The organism is Janthinobacterium sp. 344 (assembly GCF_900112025.1).
GTDB lineage: Bacteria > Pseudomonadota > Gammaproteobacteria > Burkholderiales > Burkholderiaceae_D > Janthinobacterium.
On record NZ_FOKL01000004.1, the window covers coordinates 299,646 to 323,911 of the forward strand.

Here is a 24,266-nt window from a genome sequence, read left to right on the forward strand (position 1 = left end):
AAGATGAAGAAACAGACCATATTGTGCGCTCTTGTCAGCTTGCTCGCCGCTTGCGGTGGCGGCGGTGGCGGCGGTGGTAACGGCGGCAATGGCAGCAGTCCGGATCCTAAACCGGTGGTGCCACCCGCACCGGTGCTGGCATCCATCAATGCAGCTGATGCATTAAAGAAATTCCTGGGCAGCGATCTGACCATGACGAATCTGGAATCCAATGATGGCTATCTGGGAATGGCAACCTTGATCGTCAGTCAGGAATTCGGACAGCCTGCGCCATTCGTGACCAATGGCGTATCGCAGCAAGCAGCGTCCGTCAAAGTCATTTCACTGTTGCGTAGTAATGCCAGCGGCAAGCTGCTATACCGAAACACCTGGAAACTGCACCTGGACGCGAATATGCAGCCCATCGGTATGGCACTCGGCTATGCCGATGCCGGCTACAAGGCATGCATGTCCGTCACAAGCAGCAATACCTTGCCCACTCTCAGCAATGCGTCCGGCACGTATTTTTCGGGTGTCCAAACGTCGGCGTATGTCGAGGGTTTCAAGGCGGGAAAATACGCGAATTACTGCGATCCAAGCGCCACGACGCTCACCAACGTAGAGTGGTCAGTTGCCGCGGGTGCGCCGAATCCCTATTTCTGCCTGAGCATGCCTGGCAGCATGTCCACGGCCAAGACGAGAATGTGCATACCGGTCGATGCGGCGGGCACGCAGAATAATTCCGCATGGATTCGACTCTACAACCCGGATGGCAGTGTCGCCATCGACTACAAGAACACGGCCCTGAATAAGCCGATTGAACAGCTGGGCACCGCCGTCGATGCCAACAATTATTGGTACGGCGCCGTTTGGCGTCCGCTGGACGGCTATGTCTACCAGCGCTACCAGGACAGCAAATTTGCATCCGAGCAAGCGTGCAGGGACCAGACCACGATTAACTGGAAAGCCACTTGGGACGCCACGAATATTGCGTGGATGTGCGTCAACGTCAAATCGACGTAAGACGGTAAAGTAGTATCCCCCATCCTGCCTGCAACCATGCCGGCAGGATGGGGCGACTCAGGGCAGGTTTCAACCGCCCGCCACCACCATGCTCTCGATGAGGATGGACCCGGTCTGCTTGGTGCCACGGCGCAACACGTCGGCGCCGACTGCAACGATGTTGCGCAGCATGTCCTTCATGTTGCCGGCGATGGTGATTTCTTCCACCGGATACTGGATCACGCCGTTTTCCACCCAGAAACCAGAGGCGCCGCGCGAATAGTCGCCCGTCACGTAGTTGGTTCCTTGTCCCATCAGTTCCGTCACCAGCAAGCCCGTGCCCAGCTTTTTCAGCATGGCAACGAAATCATCGGTGGCGGCCGTCTCGGTCGAGGTCAGGTACAGATTGTGCGAGCCGCCCGCGTTGCCCGTGGTCTGCATGCCCAGCTTGCGCGCCGTGTAAGTCGACAGGAAATAGCCTTGCACCACGCCATCTTTCACCACGTCGCGGCTGACGGTTTTCACGCCCTCCTCGTCGAACGGCGCCGAACCGACGCCGCCGATCACGTGCGGGTCTTCGAAGATCTGCACGTGCGACGGCAGCACCTGCGTGCCCAAGGAATCCAGCAGGAAAGTGGACTTGCGGTACAGGGCGCCGCCCGACGTCGCTTGCACATAGGTACCCAGCAAACCGGCGGCCAAGGGCGCCTCGAACAGCACGGGACAGGTGCGCGTGCCCAGCTTGCGCGCGTTCAGGCGCGACAGGGCGCGCTCGGCGGCGTAGCGACCGATGGCTTCCGGACTGGACATTTTGGACGCATCGCGCACGGACGAATACCAGTCGTCGCGCTGCATCTTCGCGCCCTTGCCGGCGATGGGCGCCACGGACAGGGTGTGGCGCGAAAACGGATAGCCGCCGATGAAGCCGCGCGAATTGGCGGAAACAAAGTGCGATTGCTGCACGTGCACGCCCGCGCCTTCGCTGTTGGTGATGCGCGGATCGACGGCAAAGGCGGCCGCTTCGGCGCGCTGGGCCAGCACGACGGCTTCCTCGGCGGAAATGCGCCATGGATAAAACAGTTGCAGGTCGCGGGGCGCCATTTCCAGCAACTCGGCGTCGGCCAGGCCCGCGCAATCGTCCTCGGCCGTGAAGCGGGCGATGTTGTAGGCGGCGTCCACCGTGGCGCGCAGGGCCGACGGGGAAAAGTCGGAGGTGCTGGCATTGCCGCGTTTCTTGCCGACAAACACGGTCACGCCCATGCCCTTGTCCTTGTTTTGCTCGATCGTCTCGATCTTGCCTTTTCGGACAGACACGGACAAGCCGCCCCCTTCGCTGACTTCGACGGCGGCATCGGTGCCGCCCGCTTCCCGCGCAAAAGACAACACATCACGGGCCAGTTGCTGCAATTGCTCTTGACTATGGGTAAATACGGAGTCGTTCATGCGCTGTTTTCTTCGGAAAGCCGCTAAAACGGTTATCATAGCAGTCGTTTACAGTTTACAGGAGCGGTCCACAAGTCCTCTCCCGCCTTATATATCATGCCAAATCCAAACCGGGGAGCTTGCGGCTTCCAATCCACCGAATTCGAACAGGAATATGAACGTCCTTCGAAGTCGGAACTCAAGCGCCAGATGACCGTCCTGCAAAAGCTGGGCGAAGAACTTGTCAATGAGGCACGTGACCGCGTCAAGCGCGTCCCGATGCCGGAAGACGTGCGCGACGCCATTCTCGAGTGCCAGCAGATCAAGGATCACGAAGGCCGCCGCCGCCAGCTGCAATACGTGGGCAAGAAAATGCGCACCCTGGACGAGGAAGAAGTGGCCGCCATCCAGCGCACCATCGATAGCTGGAAAGGCTTGTCGAAAGCCGACACGGCGAACATGCACGCGATGGAACGCCGCCGCGACAAGCTCTTGACGGACGACAAGGCATTGACCGTCTTGTTGTCGGAAAACCCGGAACTGGACGTGCAGCACCTGCGCACCCTGATCCGCAATGCCCGCAAGGAGCAGGCCGAGAACAAGCCGCCGAAAGCCTACCGTGAAATCTTCCAGATCTTGAAAGAGATCGCCAAGAAGAACAACAGCGGCAAGAAAGACGCCGATGAAGATGACGTTGAAGGCGACGAAGACGAATAAACCCCAGCCAAAGACTGGGGTCGTACCCTGAGGGTACGACCCCGGCTTTTGCACTTGGGTTGGCAAAAACCGGGATCATCCCGGTTTTTTTACGACATAGACAGGTGCCCCATGACCACTCTCGAAGACGAATTGATTATCGGCCTCGTGTCGATTTCGGACCGCGCCAGCGGCGGCGTGTATGAAGACCAGGGTATCCCGGCCCTGGAAAGCTGGCTGGCCGCCGCCATCCGCACGCCGTTCCGCCTGGAAAAGCGCTTGATCCCGGACGAGCGTTCGCAGATCGAAAACACCCTGATCGACATGGTCGACCTGAACCATTGCCACCTGATCCTGACGACGGGCGGCACGGGGCCGGCGCGGCGCGATGTGACGCCCGATGCCACCCTGTCGGTCGGGAGCAAGGAAATGCCCGGTTTCGGCGAACAGATGCGCCAGATCAGCCTGCAATTCGTGCCGACGGCGATTCTGTCGCGCCAGGTGGCCGTGATCCGCGAGACGCCCGAGCGCGCTTGCCTGATCATGAACCTGCCGGGCCAGCCGAAAGCCATCAAGGAAACCCTGGAGGGCTTGAAAGACGCCGACGGCGTGCAACTGGTGAACGGCATCTTTGCCGCCGTGCCGTATTGCATCGACCTCATCGGTGGCCCCTACATGGAAACCGACCCGGCCATCTGCAAGGCCTTCCGTCCCAAATCGGCGCTGCGTCCGGCGCAACCTTTACCTGAGGAAAATACATGAGCACTTTGCTGGAAACCATCGAACTCGACAGCGCACCGAACCCTACCGTCTCCATCATCTGGATGCACGGCCTGGGCGCCGACGGCAACGACTTCGTGCCGCTGGTCAAAGAGCTCGACCTGCGCGGCTGCCCCGCCATCCGCTTCATTTTCCCCAGCGCCGGCACCATGCCCGTCACCATCAACAACGGCTATGTGATGCGGGCCTGGTACGACATCCTCGTGAGCGACCTGGTGCGCCGCGAAGACGAGGCCGGCCTGCGCGCCTCGCAAGGACAAATTGAGGCGCTGATCGCGCGCGAAAAGGCGCGTGGCATTCCCGCCAGCCGCATCATCCTGGCCGGTTTCTCGCAAGGCTGCGCCATGACCCTGCAAACGGGCTTGCGCCACCCGGAGCCGCTGGCAGGCCTGATGTGCCTGTCCGGCTACCTGCCGCTGGCCGACAAGACGGCGGCGGAGCGCACGCCAGCCAGCTTGGCAACACCGATCTTCATGGCCCACGGCACGGCCGACCCGGTGGTGCCGCTCGCCCGCGCGCAGCAGTCGCGCGACTTGCTGACCAGCATGGGGTACAAGGTGGAATGGCACGAGTACCGGATGCAGCACTCGCTGTGCCAGGAAGAGATCGACGCCATCGGCGCGTGGCTGAAAAAAGTGCTCGTCTGAAGCAAACAAGGCGCGGCTCGCGCCACGCCTTGCCGTCCTGCCCCGCCTGACGCTTGCTCAGGCTGGCAGCGGCGTTACGCCCAATGCCGGCACCGCCGTCTGCGCGCCATTCATCACCATGGCCAGGAAGGTGTAGTAGCCATTGATGCCCATCAAGTCGACCACGCCGTGCTCGCCAAACAAGGCCAGCGCGCGCGCGTACGTGGCATCGCTGACCTGCTTGCTCTGTTGCAACTCCATGCAAAAGTCGTGCACGGCTTGCTCGTCCTCTTTCAAGGCCGCGGGCAGGCGTCGTGCCGCGATGGCGTCCACGGCCGCTTGCGCGATGCCGTTCTGCACGGCCAGCGGCGCGTGGATGGCCCACTCGACTTGCTGGTCCCACTGGCGCGCCGTCACCAGGATCGCCAGTTCAGACAGGCGCGTGCCGATGGCGCTGCGGTAGCGCAAATATTCCCCCATGCGCTGCGCCGTTTCCATCAGCTCGGGGCTGCGGATCAGCGGCACGAAGGGGCCGTACAGCGCCCCGCGGGGACCGTCGATGATGGCTTGCGCGGCCGCGCGCTGCTGCGGGTCCAGCTGCGCCAAAGGCAGCGGCGGCAAGCGGTCGATATCGCTACCGGCCATCAGGCGGTCCAGGCAACCACGTCCTGCTGCTGTTCGCCCAGGCCGGCGATGCCCAGACGCATGCTGTCGCCTTTTTTGAGGAAGCGCTGCGGCTTGCGGCCCTGGCCCACGCCCGGCGGCGTGCCCGTGGCGATGACGTCGCCCGGTTCCAGCGTCATGAATTGCGACAGGTAGCTGACGATCTGCGCCACGCTGAAGATCATGGTTTGCGTATTGCCCGTCTGCATGCGCTTGCCGTTGACTTCCAGGTACAGGTCCAGGTCCTGCTCGTCGATGACTTCATCGCGCGTCACCAGCCACGGGCCGACGGGGCCGAAGGTGTCGCAGCCCTTGCCCTTGTCCCACTGGCCGCCCCGTTCCAGCTGGAACGAACGCTCGGAAATATCGTTCACGACGCAGTAGCCGGCCACGTATTTCAGCGCGTCTTCCTCGCTCACGTACTGCGCGCGCGTGCCGATGACGACGCCCAGTTCCACTTCCCAGTCCGTCTTTTTCGAGCCTTTCGGCAACACGACATTGTCGTCGGGGCCATTCAGGCAAGTGATTGCCTTCATGAACACGATCGGCTCGGCCGGGATCGGCATGCCCGATTCGGCCGCATGGTCCGCATAGTTCAGGCCGATGCCGATGAACTTGCCGACCTTGGCCAGCGGCACGCCGAAGCGCGGGTTGCCGCGCACCAGGGGCAGGGTCTTTTCGTCGAGCTTGGCCAGCTTGCGCAGGGCCTTGTCGGACAGTTGTGCGCCGTCGATATCCTGGACCACGCCGGACAGGTCGCGCAGTTTGCCTTCTTCATCGATCAGGCCCGGTTTTTCCTTGCCTGGACGTCCATAACGAACGAGTTTCATAGTCTTCCTTGGAGTTGATCATTGCCGCTGTGCAGGCTGCCATTTTACCGGATGGCCCGGCACGCCTGTGGCGGCCGATGAAAAACATCGCAAGTCCCGGCAACTGCAAGGCTGCCAGCACGCCAAACGCCACCTGGTATGCCTGCGGCGGATACTGCAGCTGGCTGTTCAGGGGCCAGCAGCCAAGGATCAGGCCAAAGCCCGCCTGCACCAGGAAGGCGCCCGTGAAAATCAGCAGATTCAGGCAGGTGGCCGCCCTGCCCGTCAAGCTGGCCGGCATGCTTTGCGCAACGATCGCATATTCGAGGCCCGTGACCGTGCCCAGCAAGGTAAACAGCACGGAGAGCAAAGGCAGACTGGGCACGCTATTGCAGGCCATGGCCACCTGCACGGCGACAAACAGGGCCACGCCGATGGCGGCCACCTGCATCGGTGCGATGCCGCGCCGGCCCGCCCACTCCGTCAGCATGCCCATGCCGATGGCGCCAAAGATCACGGCCGCCATGCCCAGGTACAGCAGATATGCCACGTTGCCGTCAGACATGCCGCCCACGTCAGCCAGCCAGCGGCCTATCCACAAGCCTTGCACGCCAAAAAACACCGTGTGCGGCAGCAGGATCAAGCCGATGGTGCGGCGAAAGCCGGGATCGCGATACACGCTCCAGACGCTGACCTTGCTCGCCTTGCTCGCCTTGCTCATGCCTGCGGCAGGCGCGGGCATGGCCGGCGACAGCACGCGGATCAGCAAGCCGATGGCCAGCGCCGCCAGCGCCAGGCCCAGGAACACGCCGCGCCAGTCCGTGTAGTGCAGGGCCAGTTTGACGGGCATGGTGGCCGTGGCCGCGCCCAGGCCGCCGATGGCGATCAGGTAGCCATGCACGGAAGGCAGGCGCGACGGTGCGACGGCGCACGAGATCGCTTTCACGGCGGCCATGAAACAGCCGCCGAGTCCCGCCCCCATGATGGCGCGCGCCCACATCAATTCGGCAAAACCGTGGCCCCGGCTGAACAGCCATACGCCGGCGGCCGCCAGCGCCAGCAGCCAGACTTGCACGGCGCGGGGGCCGTAGCGGTCCAGCGCCATGCCTACGGGCAATTGCACCAGCGCAAAGGCGAGGAAGAAGGCGCTGGTCAGCAATCCCAGCTGGGCCGGCGTCAGGGGCATCGCCGCCAGCAGCTCGGCTGTCAGCACGGCATTGACGCCACGTAGCAGGCAGGACAGATAATGGCCCAGCGCAAACGGCAGGAACACCAGGCAAAACACGGCCACGCCGGAGCGCGATGGTGCGCCGGCGGCCCGCATGCTCAGGCCGCCTGCGCCAGGCGGATGACTTTATGCGGTAGCTGCGGCATAGGCTCATCCGTTTCAAAGAAGAATTTTTCCTGGCCGAACGCGGGTTTCAAATGGTCCATCCACGTCGCTTCCGCGTCGAACTTTGCATAAAACGGCCGGCGCACCCAGTCCGGATTGCGCGCCTGCAAGAACTGCAAGGCGAACAGTTTTTCACCGTTGATGGTGACGATGCCATCGATGACGACCTTGCCGGGGAACGCGCTCATGGAAGGCCCGCGCACCGTGCGCGACAGGCCCGACACCATCTGGTAGGCGGCCTGGAAAATCTCATGCGCCTTGGCCAAAGGCAGCTCGAAATAGCCGCGCGGTCCCGTATCGCGCTCGACAAACATGTAGTACGGAATCGCGCCCAGGCGCGTGCCCGTCTGCCACAGTTCGGCCCAGCTTTTCGGATCTTCATTGATATGGCGGATCAGCGGCCCCTGCATGCGCAAGGTGGCGCCCGTGGAAACGATGCGTTTTACGGCTTGCTGCGCGATATCCTGGCGCAACTCGACGGCGTGGCTGTAATGGCCCATCACGGCCAGGTTCTTGCCCGCCTTGACGATGCGTTCGAACAGGCGCAGCAAGTCGTCCGCATCGCGGTCGGACACAAAGCGCTGCGGCCAGTACGCCACCGCCTTGGTGCCGATGCGGATGTTCTGGATATGCTCGAGGCCCGGCTCCAGCAGCGGCTCCAGGTAGGCGGCCAGTTGCCGCGTGTTCATGATCATCGGGTCGCCGCCCGTGATCAGCACGTCCGTCACTTCCGGGTGCAGCCTCAGGTAGCCGGCCAGTTCATGCGATTCGCGCGCATCGAATTTCATGTCATCCATGCCGACGAACTGCGGCCAGCGGAAACAGAAGGTGCAATAGGCGTGGCACGTCTGGCCCGCGCTGGGGAAGAACAGCACCGTCTGCGCATATTTATGCTGCAAGCCGCGCACGGGCGCATCGTTGACGCGCGGCACGTTATGCGTCATCTGCCCGGCCGGGTGGGGGTTCATGCCCAGGCGCAAGCCATGCACGTAGGCATCGATAGCCGCCTTGTCCTGCCTGACGAGCACCAAGTCGCGCAAATGGGCGTACTGCTCCGGCGGCAGCATGTCGCGGTGGGGAAAGACGAGACGGTAGATGGGGTCGTCCGGGATATTGTTCCAGTCGATCAGCTGGTCCAGCACATATTCGTTGGTGCGAAATGGCAACACATGCGACACCACTTGCACGGCTTCACGCTGCTCTTCCGGCATCCAGGCCCACTGCCGCGCCTGCTGAATGGTTTGCCGCGTATACGGTTTGAACTTGGATGGAAACGGCTCGGTAATCAATGCGGACACGGTTGGCTCCTTGCCAGTAAATAACGATAACTTCCATGAAATCAGCCGAATGGCGGCCAATTCCACCCTTTTTGTCGCACGCGGCCACTCTTGGCATGCTGCGAAAGTCATCATAGTTCTTGCCGCACGGAACCAAATTGCCGCACATCAACAAGCCTTCCGATACGCGGCAAGCTGCCTGCGAGCAAGACCTTAGTTTGTTCCATCGCAATTTGAGCGCGCCCAGACCGACGTAAATTACGGCTTGGCAACACATCCCTCGATATCAAAGGAGTTTTCATGAAACGCATAGTCACGGGTAGCTTGCTGTGCCTGGCATTTGCCAGCGCCAGCGTCAGTGCCGCGGTCGAACCGACGGAAAAAGACGCCATCGCCATGGCCGAACGGGGCGCCGCCTTCATGAAGGCGCATGGCAAGGAAGAAATGATGAAAAAGATCACGGCGAAAGATCCCGATTTCGTCCAGGGTTCGCTGTACGTGGACATGCGCGACATCAAGACGGGCATCGTGCTGGCGCACCCGATCAACCCGTCCATCGTGGGCAAGGACTTGACGGACGTGCCCGACGCGAACGGCAAGAAATATCGCCGTGAAATCATCGAACTGGCGCAAAAGCAGGGCAAGGGCTGGGTCGACTACCAGTACAAGAACCCCACCAGCGGCAAGATCGAGCCGAAGACCACCTACATTTTGCGCGTCAATGACGTCGTGCTGGAAGCGGGCATCTACAAGAAATAAGCCATCCCCGGCGCAGTGCGGGCGCGGCGGCTGGCCGCCGCGGCGCCTGCGGTGTGTACAGCCACTGGCAGGAGTCAGACATGCTCAATAAACTACGCATCGGGCCAAAATTACTGCTGGCGCCCGTCCTCATCCTGCTGCTGCTGATCCTCAGCTCCAGCGGCGCCTGGTATGGCATGGTGCGGCAAAATGCCTCGCTGGAAAACATGGTGCGGGTGCGCATCACGCACCTGAAAGCCGCCTCCGACGTGGCCGGCGACGCCAAGCATGTGCACGGCAATATGTACCAGCTGCTGTCATGGACGAATGGCAGTTTCGCCAAGGCCCGCATCGATGCGCTGGAACAACAGATCAAGGCGCGCCACGCGGCCATCGGCAGCCAGCTGGCCGCCTTGCGCGGCACGGCCACGGGCGCCGAGCGCAGCCTGGTCGATGCGGCCATCACGGCGCTGGCCGCCTACCGCAAGGCGGTGCTGGAAACCATGGAAATGGCGCAGATGGACCAGTCGATCGCCACCAATTCCATGCAAAAGGCGGAAACCCAGTTCGTCCAGCTGAGTACCCAGCTGGCGCAGCTGTCGGCGCTGGAGACCACGCTCAGCAGCCAGGCGCACGCGACGGCCAGCGCGGAATTTCGCAGCCTGGGCTGGAGCATGCTGCTGACCGTGCTGCTGTCCATCCTGGTGTCCATCGTGGTGACGATGCTGGTGCGGCGCGCCATGCTGGCGGAAATCCGCGGCATCGCCGACGCCGTGCAAGACCTGGCCGCAGGCAAGCTGATCGCCGGTGCGCCCAAGCAGGGCAACGACGAGATCGCCGATACGTCGCGCGTGCTGGACCAGACCATCGCCAACCTGAACCAGACCTTGCGCACCATCATGGGTGCCGTGCAATCGATCGATACGGCTTCGCGCGAAATTGCCAGCGGCAACCTGGACTTGTCGGCGCGCACGGAAATGCAGGCCAGTTCGCTGGAAGAAACGTCGAGCGCCATGGAAACCCTGACGGAAGCCGTCAACGACAATGCCAGCAATGCCCAGCTGGCCTGCGACCTGGCCGCGCAGGCGTCGGACCTGGCCGTGCAAGGGGGCTCGTCGATGAAAGAGGCGGTGACGACGATGGCGACCATCCGCGCCAATTCGCGCCAGATCGTGGACATTATCGGCGTCATCGACGGTATTTCCTTCCAGACCAATATCCTCGCCCTGAACGCGGCGGTGGAAGCGGCGCGCGCGGGGGAACAGGGCCGCGGCTTTGCCGTCGTCGCTTCGGAAGTGCGCACCCTGGCGCACCGCTCGGCGCAGGCGGCCAAGGAAATCAAGACCCTGATCGCCACCTCCGTCACCACCATCGACGGCGGCAGCGTGGCCGTGCAAAAGGCCGGTGACAGCATGGGCGCCATCGTTGCCTCCGTACAGCAGGTGAACGACATCATCCAGCGCGTGAAACAAGCCAGCGCCGAGCAGGCGTCGGGCATCACGGAGGTGAACCAGGCCGTCACGCAAATGGATGATGTCACGCAGCAAAATGCCGCCCTGGTGGAACAGGCGGCGGCCGCGGCGGCCAGCCTGCAGGACCAGGCCGTGAAACTGTCGGCGGCCGTGTCCGTGTTTACGCTGGATCAATTGGCGCCGGTCGCGCACGCCAGCGTGGATGAGCAAGCCTTCCAGGATCCGGCCAGCCCCGTCCAGGGCGCACCGGCCGAACGCCGCGCATTGCACAGCCCACTACGCGGCGCACCACGCAGCAGCGCGCCCCGGCGCCAGCGCGGCAGCTGACGCCAGGCATCAAGCCACCGGCACGCGCAGGGGTTTGCTGACATACGGCGAACCTGCCAGCACGAAACGCCACGGCGTCTCCATCGCCTTGGAAATGCCGATGCGCGGGCCCGCCTGCACGCTTGCCTCCCCTTCGCGCGGCAGCAACATGAACGGCGGCGCATCGAGCGCCAGGCGGTTCTGCAAATGGCTCACGCCCAGCGCCTGGCACACCTTGCCCGGCCCCGAGCACAGCAGCCGCAAGGCTTCCACGCCGCGCCGTTCGCGCATGACATCGATACCGGCCAGCGGTTCGATGGCGCGGATCAGCACGCCAGCGCCATGACCCGGCTCGCGGCAGACAAAATTCAGGCACCAGTGGATGCCATACGAGCGGTACACATAGGCGTGCGCGGGCGGGCCGAACATGGCCGCATTGCGCGGCGTCATGCCGCCATACGTGTGCGAGGCCGGGTCCAGCCGGTCATACGCTTCCGTTTCCACGATGCGCCCGCCCACGCCATCGACCAGCACGGTCACGCCGATCAGCTGGCGCGCCACCACATGGGAATCGTCCGCAAAATCGATACCGGCAAGGATTTTTTTCATGCGGCAATTGTAGCGCCGCCCGACGCCGCGCACGCCGCGGCCAGCCTTGAAAACAAATAAAACTTACCGTTTCAACCATGAATGAGCGTCGCAAAACGGCGAAAATCAAACGCGAAGCGGCAAAAAAACAGGATTTTTTCGACAATCCATTGCTGATATGAACTATTGCCATGCATAAACAGCGATAATCGTCCGGCACTGCGTTGCACGCCCCGTGGCGGCCAGCGGCAGCGCACGACAGAATATCCACCAGCAATGCAAAGACAATGATGATGAGAGCGGCAGCGCAAGCGCAGGTAGTGCAGGAAGATCCGGTCGACGCCCTGATGCGTTCCATCCGTATCCCGCCGCGCCCCAGCCTGCTGGTCGATTTGCAGCGCGAACTGGCCGAGGACGACCCGTCGCCGCGCAGGATCGCGCGCATCATCGCCGATGACGTGGGCATGTCGGGCGCCCTGCTGAAACTGGCCAATTCGCCGTTCTATGGCGCCGCGCGCAAGGCCAAGTCCGTCGAGCAAGGGATCAATTTTCTGGGCATCAACCAGTGCAGCGCCATGATGACGGGCCTGCTGGCGCGCCAGGCGCTGGAAGCGGAAGGCGTGGAACTGACCAATTTCTGGGATGTGTCGGCCAAGCGCGCGCGCGCCGTGGTGTTTACCTCGCGCAAGCTGCGCATCGCCCCGCCCGATATCGCCCACACCTTCGGCCTGTTCTGCGATATCGGCGTGCCCCTGTTGATGAACCGCTTCCCCGACTACGTCAACACCTACGCGGCGGCGGCCAACGATGCGCACAACTGTTTCACGACGCTGGAAGACGCGCGCCACCAGACCAACCACGCGGCCATCGGCTGCCTGCTGGCGCGCAACTGGGGCCTGTCGTCCGACGTCTCGTGGGCGATCCTGCACCACCACGACTACACGGTGCTGGCCGACCCGTCCACGGATGACGCCATCCGCTCGCTCGTCGCCCTGTCGCTGCTGGCCGAAAAGGGCATTCAGCGCTACCATGGCAACAGTACCTCGCTGGAATGGGACAAGGGCGGTAGTCTTGCCTGCCAGCATCTCGGCCTGTCGCAGGAAGAAGCGGCCGACCTGCTCGACGAACTGCACGAGATGTTCGATACCGACCATTGATGTCCCAGGCTGTATCATCTATCCCGGCGCCAGGCCAAGCCTTGGCGCCCGTTTCCGTTTGCCTGACCCGAATTACTTAACCTGTTGACCGCCATGCCCAAAAATAAGCGCCCTGTCCCCCGTAAATCCGCCAACACCCCTGAAGACAAGGATGAAGCCGTCACGCGCATGCTGTGCACGATGGCCCTGAACCTGGCGGAACAGGAAGACAGCGAATCGCAGGGCACGGTGCTGGCCGAGCAAGCCGTCGAATTCGGCCGCCTGATCCGCAAGGCCCTGAACCAAAAGAAGGATGAAATCCTGTACGACGCCATCGAGCGTTCCAAGTACGAAGACGTGGGCGCCTACCAGTACCTGCGCAGCCATATCGAGGAAGCTTCTTCCGTCGTGACGATACGCCGCGAGAATGCGCCCGCCATGGAAATCAACGCCTTCGTCGTGCCGCTGCTGGTGCAAAGCACGGGCGGCTTGCAGGAAGCGGACAGCTTCCAGGACCAGGACGCGTTCGAGGCGCTGGTGAAGAGTTTTCAGCAATCCGAGCTGGAAAGCGCCAAGGCCAAGGTGGTCCTGATGAGCCATGCCTACGACCTCGACGAGATCGACCGCATCACCTACAGCCATCTGCACGAGATGGTGCGCGACGCGTATTCGTCGATGACGGACAAGAAGATCGTCGCCACGCCGGGCCTGGAAAGCAGCATCGTCGGCTGGAGCGCAACGGCCTTTGGCCCGCAGGACACGGCCGTCGAACTGCGCTTCCTGCTGGGCTTTGCCCTGAAGCGCGTGGACGACCCCTTCTATGCGGAACCGAAGGATGAAGCGGCGCTCGACGCGTGGTTCGACGCGCGCATGGCGCGCTACCAGCAGTGGACGGCGGATGTGGGCGGCCTCGTCAAGCGCTGCCTGGCGCCGGCCGGCAGCGCGCTGGAAGTGAGCTTCCTGTACCAGGACCTGTTCCACGGCGGCAAGGAACAAGGCATGAGCGAATACGCGATCCTGCAGATGATGTCGGGCATCAATCACGCCCTGGCGGAAAACCAGGTCGATGCCGGCGACGTCGCGGTGGTGGTCGGCCCGGCCGACGAGCACGGCGAGATGCTGCTGCGTGTAAACGTGCATGCGGCCGGCGGCGCCTTGCTGCACAGCGCCGACAAGCCGCTGGACCTGGCCGCCGACCTGCAGGACGAAGTCGACGATATCTGCGACGCGCTGGCCACCATCGGCGTGACGCAATTGTCCGTGGCGCTGAAATTCGACGCCCAGGGGCAGCCGCTCGAAGCGCAGGCGTACACCCCGGCCGCCTGACGGACGCCTGCGGCAATTACGCTTCCAGCTTGAACAGGCTGACCAGCGCCGACAGCTGATGCGCCTGTTCCTGCATCGCTTGCGCGGCGGCGGCGGCCTGCTCCACCAGGGCCGCATTTTGCTGCGTCACGTCGTCCATGCTGATGATGGCCTGGTTGACTTGCGCGATGCCCTCGCTCTGCTCGTGCGTGGCGCTGCTGATGTCGTGCATGAAGGCCGTCACCTTGGCGATGCCGTCGACCACGTGCAGCATGGCGTCGCCCGCCTGGCCCGCCAGTTCGCCGCCCGCCTCCACCTGCGTCACCGAGACGCCGATCAACTGCTTGATTTCCTTCGCCGCGCCGGCCGCGCGCTGCGCCAGGCTGCGCACCTCGCCCGCCACCACGGCAAAGCCGCGTCCCTGCTCGCCCGCGCGCGCCGCCTCCACGGCCGCGTTCAGGGCCAGGATATTCGTCTGGAAGGCGATACCATCGATCACGCCCGTGATCTCGGCGATCCGGCTGGATGACTGGCGGATGGCGCCCATGGTGTCGACCATGCGCGCCACCACGGCGCCGCCCTGGCGCGCCAGCTGCGCCGCTTCGCCGGCCAGCGCGCTGGCCTGGCGGGCATTGCCCGCATTCTGGCTGACGGTGCCCGTCAGCTCCTCCATCGAGGCGGCCGTCTGCTCCAGCGAACTGGCTTGCGCTTCCGTGCGCGCCGACAGGTCCAGGTTGCCGTTGGCGATTTCCTGCGACGCCGTGGCGATGGCTGCGGCGTTGCCGCGAATCTGGCGCACGGTGCCGGCCAGGTCCTGCTGCATGCGCGCGATGCTGTGCAGCAGGCTGGCGCTGTCGCCCGCCCGCAGGGCCACGGCGACGGACAGGTCGCGCCCGGCGATGCGCCGCGTGACGTCGCCCGCGTAGGCCGGCTCGCCACCGAGGGCGCCCAGCACGCTGCGGATCACTTGCCAGCCCAGCGCCGACATCACGGCCAGGGCGGCGAGGAAGCACCACAGGAACTGCATCGCCGCATGCCAGAAGGCGTTCTCGATATCGTCATTGAAAAAGCCCGTGCCTATCCACCAGCCCCAGGGCTTGAAGGCGATGATGCCATTGAGCTTGGCGACCAGCTGGCCTTCACGCTTGCTCTTGACCGTCACCAAGCCCACCTCGCTGCTGGCCAGCGCCTCGACATACGCCTGCGAATCGGGCCGGCCATCCATGGTTTCGCCTTCGGCGATCACGCCGATATTCTTCGGGTTCGGGTGCACCAGGTTCAAGCCGTTCGGCAGGCGCGCCCAGTAATAGCTCTTGCCGTCGTTGTTGAGCTGCGTCAGCGCCTCCCTGGCGGCCGCCTGCGCCTGCTCGCGCGTCAGGCGTCCCGCCAGTTCCTCGGCGTGGTAATGGGCGGCCAGGTGCTCGCCCATCTTGAGCATGTTGACGATCTGCGCCGCGCGGTCATGCCGCATGGCCTGGTGCAGGTTGCGCAGGCTGTAGGCGCCCAGCAGGGCCATGCCGAGCAGGGCGGCGCCAACCAGCAGGATCAGGCGGTGAGAAACTTTCATGGGTATCCTTTGGAGCAATCAGTGTGCATGGCTGCGCGCCATCGGCCACCACAGGCGTGGCTGTCCCCGCCCGGCGGCCGGTGACGGCTGGCGGACAAGCGATGGGCAGGCGCGGGAGGCTAGCGTTTGGGTTTGATGGCGAGATGCGGCATGAAATATTCAGGCCGCAGTTTGCGGGTAATTTCCAGCACCGGCAGCACGTGGTCGAGATGGCTGCGCATGGCCGTGACGGCGTATTGCGGATCGCCGGAGGCCACCGCTTCCACCACTTCGCGGTGTTCGGCCATGACGTCGCTCATGCGTCCTTCCAGGGGCAGGGTCAGCTGGCGGTAGCGGTCCATCTGGGTCTTGGCCTGCAGGATCATGGGCCACACGCCGGGATAGCCGGACAGCTCGGCCAGGGCCGCATGAAAACTCTCGTCGGTGCGGTGGAAGCCGCGGATGTCGTTCTGCGCGATGCATTCGGCCTGCGTCGCCAGAATGGCGCGCAGGCTGGCGATGCCTTCCGGCGTGGCCCGTTGCGTGGCCTTTTCGATGATGGCAGTCTCCAGCGCGCAGCGCACCAGCATGGCTTCCTCCAGCGAGTCGAGCGGGATGCGCGCGACAAAGGTACCCACGCGCGGCAGCACCTCGATCAGGCCTTCCTCGGCCAGCCGCTGCACCGCTTCATGCACGGGCGTGCGGCTGGTGCCCAGTTCATCTGCCAGCTCCTTTTCCACGATGCGCGTCCCCGGCAGCATGCTCATGTCGACGATACGCTGGCGCAGCAATCCATACACGCGGCGCGCGGCGCTGACACCGGTTTCGCCATCGGCAGGAGGAAGAGAGGACGTCAGATTCATAGACTTATTTTAGCGGAACGGCAAGGTTAAACAGGAAAAAACAGTGTCTTCGATGATACAGGGTCTGCGCTCATCCGGCAGGCATTTCCGTGCGCGCGATGATGGCGCCGCGCTGGCCGATCACGCATGCGGCCAGGCGGTGTCCCGCCGCCGCCGCCAACGCCGGCGATTGCCCTGCCAGCCGCGCCGCCACGTAGGCCGCGCCGAATGAGTCGCCGGCAGCCGTGGTGTCGACGACGTTGCGCACCGGCTGCGCCGCCACTTCCTCGACGACGCCGTGAAAACGGACGATGCACGGCTGGGCGCCGCGCTTGAGCACGATCTCGGGCACGCCCAGGGCGCCGGTGCGCGCCAGTACCTGCGCCACGTCGGCCGGGCCGTACAGGGCGTCTTCATCGTCCAGCGTCAGCAGCGCCAGCGACGACAGGCTCAGCACGCGATGGTAGACCGAGGCGGCCGCATCGGCGCTTTCCCACAGGCGCGGACGGTAGTTATTGTCGAAGATGATCTGCCCGCCCTGCGCCTGGCATTGCGCCAGCGCCGCCAGCAGCACTTCGCGGTCGGCCGGCGCCAGGATGGCCAGGCTGATGCCGGACAAATACACGTGGCGCGCGCCCTCCAGCTGCCGCAGGATGGCGGGCGCCTGCGGCCCGCGCAGCCAGTGGCGCGCGGCCGCATCGCCGCGCCAGTAATGGAAGCGGCGTTCGCCGTGCGCATCCGTCTCGATCAGGTACATGCCGGGCAGCTTGTCGGCCAGGCGCTGCACGCAGCGCGTGTCGATGCCCTCGTCCTGCCAGCTGGCGCACATCTCGTCGGACAGGCTGTCGGTGCCCAGCGCCGTCACGTACGCCACCGCGTGGCGGCGCGCGTCGAGCTGGCGCGCCAGGTACACGGCCGCGTTCAGGGTGTCGCCGCCGAAGCGGTAGGCCATGGCTGGCCGGTTCTCTCCGTCCGCGCGCTGCAATTCGATCATGCATTCGCCGATGACGAAAACGGTGTGTGGTGCCTGCATTGCGATTTCCTCCCGATGATTCATCGTTGCAGAGCGGCGCCGCGCCGGCATCCCGAAAGATGGCCGGCGCGGCGCGGTGCTCCTGTGGTGCTGCTATGGTGCTACCCGGGCCTGCGCCGCAGGCTTACTTCTTGTCCCACGTCGAACCGAACAGGTTCGACTGGCCGATGGCCGGGAAGTCGACGAAGGCCTTGCTGCAATCGACCACTTTTTCCACGTCGACCGCCTGCGTGGCCGTGCCGTTGACCGTCACGCGCTCGGCCGCATTGGCGAAGATCGGCAGGTTCGTGCCCTTGATCGTCAGGTTCGCATCCGACGAGGTCATCGTCGTGCCGTTCGGCGCATCCGTCACCACGTTATTCAGGGACATCACCAGAGGATACTGCGGATTGTCGAAACCGCCCGTATTGGCCTTGAAGCCCTGCAGCTTGATGGCCGTGTTACCCAGGATGCGCACGTTATCGAGGGTGATATCGTGGAAGTTCGGGTACAGCGGACCGGCCGTCGGCAGCGCCTTGGTGCTGTAATAGGTGGTAAACAACAGCGCGTTCTGCGCATCGCGGATGCAGATATTGCGGTAGTGGACGTTGCTCACTTCGCCGCCGCGCGCGTAGTCCGACTTGATGCGCAAGCCTTCTTCCGAATGCGTGAACGAGTTGTCATACACCTCGACGTTGGTCACGCCCGCATTCGTTTCGCTACCGACCGAAATACCATGGCCCCAGTAGATATGGTTATGCGCGATGACGATGCCGTGCTTGCGGTCCGAACGCACGTCGCGCTTGCCGTCGATGGCGAACAGGCCCGAGCCGGCCGGCGATGGATTGGCACTGCCCTTCAGGGCCACGTCGTCGTCGCCCGTGCTGACGAAGTTATACGCGAAGACGAAGTTCTTCAGGTAGCCGTCGAACGACATGGCGCCCGTCGAGGTGGTCTTGCTGCCCGTGGCCAGCTTGCCGGAAATGGCCTTGCTGGCCGCGCCCGGATCGAAGGCGTCGGTGTTCTTGACGTTGTCCGCGTTCCAGGTCTCGCCGTTGTACAGCGGATTGCCGTTGCCGGCCGGGTTGGCGAAGGCCGCCAGGGTCGGCGTCTGCACCTTCACGCCCCACACCGTCAAGCCATCGACGCCGCTTGGCACGACGTGGAAGTTGGCGCTGTTATTGAGCGAGATGCGGTACAGGGTCAGGTTTTTCGCGTAGTTGAACACCATCATGCGGAAGTTCGACTGCGAGCCCGTGCCCGTCACGCCGTTCTGCACCATGTTGCCCAGGAAGGCCAGGTCCCACCAGCTCATGTTGCGCGCCGACGATTTCGAGTCGACGATGGTGCCGCCGTTATCGCACGATACGCCATCGGCCGCCTGCTTGCCCGTGGCGTACATGGCGTAGGTGTTCGAGCAGGTCATGTCGACCTTCATCAGCGGATACAGCTTGTTGGTGGTGACGATTTCCGCATACGCGCGGCTGTCGATGGAGCCATCGCCCATGACGGCCGAGTTGACCAGGTTGCTGCCATTGATCAGCGCCGAACAGTTGCCCGAGCTGCCAGCCTTGCTGGAGCTGACGGCCGTGTTGCCGCAGTACGGGCCGGCCGGATTCGGCGAGTAGGTGGTGACGTCGCGCGAGGCATACAGGGTCACGCCCTTGTCGATCCACAGGGTCACGCCCGACGGCAGGGTCAGCGGACCGCTGATGAAGCCATCGCCCACGCCGGAGCTGTTGACCACCAGGCGCACGGCGAACTTGCTGCCGCGGTATTCGGGCTTGGCCAGTTCCTCGCCCGACACGCCGGCGATATTCACGTTCTTCACGTTGGCGGTCTTTTGCGCGGCCGTGGCGGCGGCATCGGCGGCGGCGATCTTCGCGCCCACTTCGGCATCGACGGCGGCGCCGCAGGCGTCCAGCGCGGCCTGGATGCGGGCCTGGTCAGGATTGGCGGTGGCGGTGGTGACGACGGCGCCCACGCCCGGCTTGGACGGGTCGGCTTCCGGCGGCAGCGAGCCGTCCGGACGGCGCACCAGGTTGCTCGACGCTTCCAGCGTGGCGCAGACCTGCGTGTCCTTCGGCAGGCTCGGTTCGGCCGGCAGGTCCGGATCGAACGCGGTCGTGCCGACCTGGTAGACGCTGCCAGGGCTATAGGTGGTGGCCGTGGCGCCGTCGGTGCTGCCACCGCCGCCGCAAGCGGCCAGCATGGCGGCCAAGGGCAATGCGACGCATGCCTGCGTCCAGCCTGAATTGAGTTTTTTGCTACCTGACTTCATGAATGCATCTCCTGATATAAGCGCCGCTCTGAGGTGGCAACGCTGTATAAATAAGCCGGTCACGCGGTTCCGCTGGAACCGGTGGCGGGCGGTGTCCCGGCTCGCGCCGGACTACTTCAGAAACGGGCGATGAAGCCGAAACCGAACGCGCGCGGCGAATTGCCTGGCGCGAGGAAGGCATCGTCCTGGCCCGAGTTATTGCTGTGCAGCGGCGACTGGCCCAGGTTGACGTTCTGCTGCGACTTGTTGTTGATGCGCGTGAAGTACATATACGGCATGAACTGCTCGTCGATCTTGTAGGTCGCGCCCAGCGAGATCTGCGTCGCGCCGAAATCGTCCGGCTTGGCGAAGGTGGTGTTATCAAGCTTGCCCAGCTTGCCGGCGGCCAGCATCACGGTCACGTCGTAGCCCACTTCCTGGCTCAAGGAGGCCATCACGGAGCGCTGCTTCATGCTGCCCGTGGTGAGCGAGGTGTAGATGTTGCCGGGCGTCGGCAGCGACTGCACTGCGTAGCCGTAGCTGCCCGATTCGAAGCCCAGGCCGACCGAGGTCTTGGTGGGGAATTTGTAGGTGGCCAGCAGCTTGTAGAACGAGGTGTTCACGCCGCTGACGGAGGCATTGCGCATGCCGAAGCCCTTCGACAGGTTTTCCACGTCGACGCCCGTGTTCTGCTGGCGGTCGTAGCCGGCGCCGATGGAAAACGCGCCGATGCTGTACTTGGCCGCCAGCGAGTAGCGCGCGCGGTCGTCGCCCGTCGTGCGCTGCTCGTCAAAGCCGTAGGAAGCGCCGGCCTGGAAGCCGCGCCATTCCGGCGACAGGTAGTGCGCCGAATTCTTGTAGCGCGCCTCGCCGCGGCCGAACAGGCTGTCGGCGTTGCCGCTCAACTGGGCCGAGGTGTTGTTCCACACGTCGACGCCTTGCACCGTCAGGCCCAGGTTGCCGCCCAGGGCGCCGCCCGAACCCACCAGGCTGCGGTAGACGGAATCGTTATTGCCGACGATGAAGCGGCCGAAGCGCTTGCTCTCGACGCCGACAAAGGTATTGCGCGATTCGATGGTGGCCGACTTGCCCTGGCCGTTCACGCCGCCTTCGTCGAAGTTGTTCAGGCTGCCCTCGATCTGCCAGATGCCGCGGATATCGTCGCGCAGGCCGATCGAGCCGGCAAAGCCGATGCGCGAATTGCCGTCCGAAATGCGGCCACGGCTGGCGTACGGCGTGGCGCCGCCGACGGCTTTCACCGATTCGATCTCGCCGTTCAGGAAACCGTAGATGCGGGTTTCGACATGGCGGTTTTCCAGGATGCCTTCGGCCAGCGCGCCGCCGGACAGGGCTGCCAGGATCGCCGCCGCCAGCAGTCGGCGGGTGCAACGGTTGTTCTGTGGTGTCATGTGCTTCTCCTCTTCTCGCGCCTGCATTGGCGCATATGTATAAACAGCAAAAAACAGCTCCCCGCCGCACCGCGCGGTGCAGGAAAACAGCGGGGAAAATGGGGGGATGCGGCGGTCGTCAGGTACTGAAGGCAGGCTTGGCCAGCGGCACGCCGGGCGCCATCTTTTCGCGGATCAGCAGGCAGACGACGGCGGCGGCCACCAGGTCGAACACGGCCAGCAGCATGAACAGGGGGCTGTAGCCGACCAGCGTCACCAGCACGCCGAACACCAGCGTGAAGATGGTGGCGCCCAGGTAGCCGGACATGCCGGCCAGGCCCGTGGCCGTGGCCACTTCATTCTTGCCGAAGACATCGGAGGTGATCGAATACAGCGCGCCGGACAGCGTCTGGTGGGCAAAGCCGCCCACGCACAGCAGGGCGATGGCCGCATACGGGCTGGCCACCAGGCCGATGCAGGCCGGGCCGATCATGCACACGGCACCGACGACGACGACCAGCTTGCGCGAGGTGAACAGCGACACCTTCCAGTACTTGTGGAACCACGGGCTCAGGTAGCCGCCCAGCACGCAGCCGATGTCGGCGGCCAGGAAGGGCAGCCAGGCGAACATGGCGATTTCCTTGATGTTCATGTGGCGCTCGGTGGCCATGTACAGGGGGATCCAGGCATTGAAGGTTTGCCAGGCCGGTTCCGACAGGAAGCGCGGGATGGCGATGGCCCAGAAATTGCGGCTGCGGACGATCTGGTGCCAGCGCGCCTTGGGCGCCTTGTCGCTGTGGTGCGTCGCTTCCTGGCCTTCCAGGATGAAGTCGCGCTCCTGGTCCGACAGCAGTTTCTGGTCGCGCGGATGCTTGTAGAAGGCCAGCCACAGGCCCGTCCAGACGATGCCGATGGCGCCGACGATGACGAAGGACATTTGCCAGCTGCCGTGCAGGATGGTCCACACCACCAGCGGCGGCGCGCACAGGGCGCCGATCGAGGAGCCGATGTTGAACCAGCCGATGGCGATCGAACGCTCCTTGGCGGGGAACCACTCGGTGGTCGCTTTCACGCCGGCGGGAATGCCGGCCGCCTCGGTCAGGCCCAGCATGCCGCGGAACAGCGCCATGCTTTGCCAGCCCGTCGCCATGGCCGCGCAGGCGCAGGCCACGGACCAGGCCAGCGCAAAGACGGCGAAGCCAAGCTTGGTGCCGATGGCATCGATGACATAGCCGGCGATGGGCTGCATCAGCGCGTAGCACACCTGCCACGCCACCACGATGTACGAGTATTCCTGCGTGGTGATATTGAGCTCGCTCATCATCGTGGGCGCCGCCACCGACAAGGTATTGCGCGCCAGGTAATTGACGATCAGGCCAGCCGTGACCAGACCGACCATCCACCAGCGCATGCCGCGTATTTTAGTCATGTTGTCTCCCTCTATCCATCCAAGGCGGCGCAGCTGCGCCGCCACTTTTTGGACCGTTCAGCCTTCCTGGGGAAGTGCCTTCGGTCTCGGTTCTTATGGGTACTGCGGTGCTGCGGTACTGCGGTACTGCGGTACTGCGGTGTTGCTGTTGCGGTGCGGCCGTCCTACACGGCCTGCAGGGCGCCGCGCATGCCCTGTGACGCGATGTCCTGCAAGGCCGCAGCCACGGCGGGGGCCAGGCCGGGCACCGCGTTCATATCGCGGCCCCACACTCTTTCCTGCGCCAGCCAGCCCTGCGCCAGCTCTGGCAGGGTCAGGCGGCCGGCGTCGGCATCGGCCCAGCCCTGGCTGAACCACGCCAGGCTGGCCGCGTCGTCGGACAGGGCGATGACGTCGCCGCGGTACAGGCGCATGGTGGCGGCCAGCGCCAGCACCAGGCGCTGCGGCAGGCGGCCGTGCAGTTCCACGTAGCGCAGCAGCTGCGGCGCGATGCGCGCGGCGAACTTGCTCCAGCTGTTCAGGGCGATGGACGCCAGGCGATGCTGGATATACGGATTGCGGAAGCGCAGCAGCACGTCGCGCGCGAACTGCTGCAGTTCGTCCTGCGGCAGGGGCAGCGCGGGGATGATTTCCTGCGCCAGGGTGTCGGCCAGCCAGGCGCCCACTTGCGCGTCGTTGACGGCGTCGCCCACGGTTTCCAGGCCGGCCAGCAGGGCCACGGGCACCAGCGCCGTATGGCCGCCGTTGAGGATGCCCACCTTGCGCTTCTTGTAGGGCGTGATGTCGTCGACCAGCAGGATGTTCAGGTCCGCGCCCGCCAGCTTCAATTCATCGGCCAGCGATGCGGGGCCTTCGATGACGAACAGGTAGTAGTATTCGGCGGCCACGAGGAACTGGTCTTGATAGCCGAGTTGCGCCTCGATGGCGGCGGCGTCTTGCGGGTAGCCGGTGACGATGCGGTCGACCAGCGTGGAGCAAAAGACGCAGGCGTTATCGAGCCAGTCGGCAAAGCCCGCATCGAGCTGCCACAGGCGGGCGAAGTGCAGCACGGCCGCCTTCAGGGCCGGGCCATTCTGTTCGATCAGTTCGCACGGCAGCAGCACCACGCCTTTTGTACGGTCGCCTTCAAAATACGCGTAGCGGTCGAACAGCAGGCGCGCCAGCTTGGCGGGAAAGCTCGAAGGCGGCGCGGCGTCGAAGGCATCGCTGTCGTTGGTGGCGATGCCTGCCTCGGTGGTGTTCGAAACGATGAAGCGCAGCTCCGGCAGGCTGGCCAGCGCCAGGTAGTCGCCGTACATGCTGGCGGGATCGATTTCGCGCTGCACGCAGGAGATGGTGCGCACAGTGCTGACGGGCTGGCCCGCTTCGTCGAGGCCGCGCACGACCGTGGTAAACAGGCCGTCCTGCACGTCGAGCAGGGGCGAGGCGCTGCCGCCGCGCGGACGCACCACCACCACGCCCGCGTTCAGGCCGCTGCGTTCGTTGAGCAGGTCGATCTGCCAGTCAAAAAAGCCGCGCATGAAATTGCCCTGGCCGAATTGCAGGATCTTGACCGGCAGGTCGAACGGTGTACTACGGCGCAATGCTTGCATGGGAA

At 64.2% G+C, this 24,266-nt stretch carries 21 protein-coding genes; 8 read left to right on the forward strand and 13 right to left on the reverse strand.

The window, feature by feature from the left end; genetic code table 11:
- Window positions 1-3 precede the first annotated feature (3 nt).
- Window positions 4-1,002 carry a hypothetical protein gene (locus tag BM193_RS13645; protein WP_139176049.1) on the forward strand — a complete coding sequence of 333 codons (999 nt, stop codon included), beginning with the start codon at window positions 4-6 and terminating at the stop codon, window positions 1,000-1,002.
- A gap of 69 nt (window positions 1,003-1,071) precedes the next feature.
- Here BM193_RS13645 and pmbA read toward each other — a convergent pair whose 3' ends face one another.
- Complete coding sequence (pmbA, locus tag BM193_RS13650) at window positions 1,072-2,424, reverse strand: metalloprotease PmbA (RefSeq protein WP_092796574.1); 1,353 nt, start codon at window positions 2,422-2,424, stop codon at window positions 1,072-1,074.
- A gap of 96 nt (window positions 2,425-2,520) precedes the next feature.
- Here pmbA and yjgA point away from each other — a divergent pair, with 96 nt between their 5' ends.
- From yjgA to BM193_RS13665, 3 genes are all read left to right on the forward strand, one after another.
- On the forward strand, window positions 2,521-3,120 hold the full coding sequence (gene yjgA, locus BM193_RS13655; RefSeq protein ID WP_092796576.1) for a ribosome biogenesis factor YjgA: 600 nt from the start codon (window positions 2,521-2,523) through the stop codon (window positions 3,118-3,120).
- Window positions 3,121-3,231: 111 nt separating this feature from the next.
- A complete protein-coding gene (mog, locus tag BM193_RS13660) occupies window positions 3,232-3,861 on the forward strand; it encodes a molybdopterin adenylyltransferase (protein ID WP_092796578.1) in 630 nt (209 codons plus the stop codon).
- Window positions 3,858-4,526 (forward strand): alpha/beta hydrolase, encoded by a 669-nt coding sequence (locus tag BM193_RS13665; protein ID WP_092796580.1) that lies wholly within the window; start codon window positions 3,858-3,860, stop codon window positions 4,524-4,526. The genes mog and BM193_RS13665 overlap by 4 nt, the downstream gene beginning before the upstream one ends.
- Before the next feature lie 57 nt (window positions 4,527-4,583).
- Here the strand turns inward: BM193_RS13665 and BM193_RS13670 are convergent, their stop codons facing one another.
- Genes BM193_RS13670 through BM193_RS13685 form a run of 4 tightly spaced genes read right to left on the reverse strand, consistent with a single transcriptional unit; the run spans window position 4,584 to window position 8,581 of the window.
- Window positions 4,584-5,150 (reverse strand): carboxymuconolactone decarboxylase family protein, encoded by a 567-nt coding sequence (locus tag BM193_RS13670; RefSeq protein ID WP_092796582.1) that lies wholly within the window; start codon window positions 5,148-5,150, stop codon window positions 4,584-4,586.
- Entirely contained in the window at window positions 5,150-5,998 is an 849-nt protein-coding gene (locus tag BM193_RS13675; protein ID WP_092796584.1) for a fumarylacetoacetate hydrolase family protein, read from the reverse strand. Before BM193_RS13675 ends, BM193_RS13670 begins: the two co-directional genes overlap by 1 nt.
- Window positions 5,943-7,301, reverse strand: coding sequence for an MFS transporter (locus BM193_RS13680; protein WP_175533275.1), 1,359 nt, complete (start codon window positions 7,299-7,301; stop codon window positions 5,943-5,945). Before BM193_RS13680 ends, BM193_RS13675 begins: the two co-directional genes overlap by 56 nt.
- Window positions 7,302-7,303: 2 nt before the next feature.
- Entirely contained in the window at window positions 7,304-8,581 is a 1,278-nt protein-coding gene (locus BM193_RS13685) for a KamA family radical SAM protein (protein ID WP_368087076.1), read from the reverse strand.
- Between the two features lie 366 nt (window positions 8,582-8,947).
- On the opposite strand from BM193_RS13685, the gene BM193_RS13690 reads away from it, so the two are divergent.
- Window positions 8,948-9,406 (forward strand): cache domain-containing protein, encoded by a 459-nt coding sequence (locus BM193_RS13690; RefSeq protein WP_092796588.1) that lies wholly within the window; start codon window positions 8,948-8,950, stop codon window positions 9,404-9,406.
- An 80-nt stretch (window positions 9,407-9,486) separates the two neighbouring features.
- Window positions 9,487-11,184 carry a methyl-accepting chemotaxis protein gene (locus tag BM193_RS13695; protein ID WP_092796590.1) on the forward strand — a complete coding sequence of 566 codons (1,698 nt, stop codon included), beginning with the start codon at window positions 9,487-9,489 and terminating at the stop codon, window positions 11,182-11,184.
- Between the two features lie 9 nt (window positions 11,185-11,193).
- Here BM193_RS13695 and BM193_RS13700 read toward each other — a convergent pair whose 3' ends face one another.
- The gene (locus BM193_RS13700) at window positions 11,194-11,772 is read right to left on the reverse strand and encodes a DNA-3-methyladenine glycosylase (protein ID WP_092796592.1); all 579 of its coding nucleotides are present in this window, start codon (window positions 11,770-11,772) and stop codon (window positions 11,194-11,196) included.
- Window positions 11,773-12,041: 269 nt separating this feature from the next.
- On the opposite strand from BM193_RS13700, the gene BM193_RS13705 reads away from it, so the two are divergent.
- Window positions 12,042-12,908: an HDOD domain-containing protein gene (locus BM193_RS13705; RefSeq protein WP_092797172.1), complete on the forward strand. Its 867-nt coding sequence runs from the start codon at window positions 12,042-12,044 to the stop codon at window positions 12,906-12,908.
- Between the two features lie 93 nt (window positions 12,909-13,001).
- Window positions 13,002-14,213 carry a hypothetical protein gene (locus tag BM193_RS13710; RefSeq protein ID WP_092797174.1) on the forward strand — a complete coding sequence of 404 codons (1,212 nt, stop codon included), beginning with the start codon at window positions 13,002-13,004 and terminating at the stop codon, window positions 14,211-14,213.
- Between the two features lie 16 nt (window positions 14,214-14,229).
- On the opposite strand, the gene BM193_RS13715 is transcribed toward BM193_RS13710, so the two are convergent.
- The 7 genes from BM193_RS13715 to BM193_RS13745 form a co-directional block, all read right to left on the reverse strand.
- Window positions 14,230-15,759 carry a methyl-accepting chemotaxis protein gene (locus tag BM193_RS13715; RefSeq protein WP_092796594.1) on the reverse strand — a complete coding sequence of 510 codons (1,530 nt, stop codon included), beginning with the start codon at window positions 15,757-15,759 and terminating at the stop codon, window positions 14,230-14,232.
- Between the two features lie 119 nt (window positions 15,760-15,878).
- Window positions 15,879-16,601, reverse strand: a complete 723-nt coding sequence (locus BM193_RS13720; RefSeq protein WP_092796596.1) for a GntR family transcriptional regulator — start codon at window positions 16,599-16,601, stop codon at window positions 15,879-15,881.
- A 70-nt stretch (window positions 16,602-16,671) separates the two neighbouring features.
- Window positions 16,672-17,613 carry a 2-dehydro-3-deoxygluconokinase gene (locus BM193_RS13725; RefSeq protein WP_092796598.1) on the reverse strand — a complete coding sequence of 314 codons (942 nt, stop codon included), beginning with the start codon at window positions 17,611-17,613 and terminating at the stop codon, window positions 16,672-16,674.
- A 124-nt stretch (window positions 17,614-17,737) separates the two neighbouring features.
- Window positions 17,738-19,804 (reverse strand): glycoside hydrolase family 28 protein, encoded by a 2,067-nt coding sequence (locus tag BM193_RS13730; protein ID WP_254786169.1) that lies wholly within the window; start codon window positions 19,802-19,804, stop codon window positions 17,738-17,740.
- Between the two features lie 185 nt (window positions 19,805-19,989).
- The gene (locus tag BM193_RS13735) at window positions 19,990-21,261 is read right to left on the reverse strand and encodes a porin (RefSeq protein ID WP_175533276.1); all 1,272 of its coding nucleotides are present in this window, start codon (window positions 21,259-21,261) and stop codon (window positions 19,990-19,992) included.
- Between the two features lie 118 nt (window positions 21,262-21,379).
- The gene (locus tag BM193_RS13740) at window positions 21,380-22,669 is read right to left on the reverse strand and encodes an MFS transporter (protein ID WP_092796604.1); all 1,290 of its coding nucleotides are present in this window, start codon (window positions 22,667-22,669) and stop codon (window positions 21,380-21,382) included.
- 164 nt (window positions 22,670-22,833) lie between these two features.
- Complete coding sequence (locus tag BM193_RS13745) at window positions 22,834-24,261, reverse strand: tagaturonate reductase (RefSeq protein WP_092796606.1); 1,428 nt, start codon at window positions 24,259-24,261, stop codon at window positions 22,834-22,836.
- Between the last annotated feature and the right edge of the window lie 5 nt (window positions 24,262-24,266).

Excerpts from the sequence above, each read along its gene's own strand:
- pmbA (WP_092796574.1), bottom strand. The coding sequence starts at position 2,424 with ATGAACGACTCCGTATTTACCCATAGTCAAGAGCAATTGCAGCAACTG.
- yjgA (WP_092796576.1), top strand. The coding sequence starts at position 2,521 with ATGCCAAATCCAAACCGGGGAGCTTGCGGCTTCCAATCCACCGAATTC.
- BM193_RS13705 (WP_092797172.1), top strand. The coding sequence starts at position 12,042 with ATGATGAGAGCGGCAGCGCAAGCGCAGGTAGTGCAGGAAGATCCGGTC.
- BM193_RS13695 (WP_092796590.1), top strand. The coding sequence starts at position 9,487 with ATGCTCAATAAACTACGCATCGGGCCAAAATTACTGCTGGCGCCCGTC.
- BM193_RS13730 (WP_254786169.1), bottom strand. The coding sequence starts at position 19,804 with ATGCTGGCCGCTTGCGGCGGCGGTGGCAGCACCGACGGCGCCACGGCC.
- BM193_RS13690 (WP_092796588.1), top strand. The coding sequence starts at position 8,948 with ATGAAACGCATAGTCACGGGTAGCTTGCTGTGCCTGGCATTTGCCAGC.
- BM193_RS13645 (WP_139176049.1), top strand. The coding sequence starts at position 4 with ATGAAGAAACAGACCATATTGTGCGCTCTTGTCAGCTTGCTCGCCGCT.
- BM193_RS13720 (WP_092796596.1), bottom strand. The coding sequence starts at position 16,601 with ATGAATCTGACGTCCTCTCTTCCTCCTGCCGATGGCGAAACCGGTGTC.
- BM193_RS13675 (WP_092796584.1), bottom strand. The coding sequence starts at position 5,998 with ATGAAACTCGTTCGTTATGGACGTCCAGGCAAGGAAAAACCGGGCCTG.
- BM193_RS13710 (WP_092797174.1), top strand. The coding sequence starts at position 13,002 with ATGCCCAAAAATAAGCGCCCTGTCCCCCGTAAATCCGCCAACACCCCT.
- BM193_RS13735 (WP_175533276.1), bottom strand. The coding sequence starts at position 21,261 with ATGACACCACAGAACAACCGTTGCACCCGCCGACTGCTGGCGGCGGCG.
- BM193_RS13740 (WP_092796604.1), bottom strand. The coding sequence starts at position 22,669 with ATGACTAAAATACGCGGCATGCGCTGGTGGATGGTCGGTCTGGTCACG.
- BM193_RS13680 (WP_175533275.1), bottom strand. The coding sequence starts at position 7,301 with ATGCGGGCCGCCGGCGCACCATCGCGCTCCGGCGTGGCCGTGTTTTGC.
- BM193_RS13725 (WP_092796598.1), bottom strand. The coding sequence starts at position 17,613 with ATGCAGGCACCACACACCGTTTTCGTCATCGGCGAATGCATGATCGAA.
- BM193_RS13685 (WP_368087076.1), bottom strand. The coding sequence starts at position 8,581 with ATGCCGGAAGAGCAGCGTGAAGCCGTGCAAGTGGTGTCGCATGTGTTG.
- BM193_RS13745 (WP_092796606.1), bottom strand. The coding sequence starts at position 24,261 with ATGCAAGCATTGCGCCGTAGTACACCGTTCGACCTGCCGGTCAAGATC.
- BM193_RS13700 (WP_092796592.1), bottom strand. The coding sequence starts at position 11,772 with ATGAAAAAAATCCTTGCCGGTATCGATTTTGCGGACGATTCCCATGTG.
- BM193_RS13670 (WP_092796582.1), bottom strand. The coding sequence starts at position 5,150 with ATGGCCGGTAGCGATATCGACCGCTTGCCGCCGCTGCCTTTGGCGCAG.
- BM193_RS13715 (WP_092796594.1), bottom strand. The coding sequence starts at position 15,759 with ATGAAAGTTTCTCACCGCCTGATCCTGCTGGTTGGCGCCGCCCTGCTC.
- mog (WP_092796578.1), top strand. The coding sequence starts at position 3,232 with ATGACCACTCTCGAAGACGAATTGATTATCGGCCTCGTGTCGATTTCG.
- BM193_RS13665 (WP_092796580.1), top strand. The coding sequence starts at position 3,858 with ATGAGCACTTTGCTGGAAACCATCGAACTCGACAGCGCACCGAACCCT.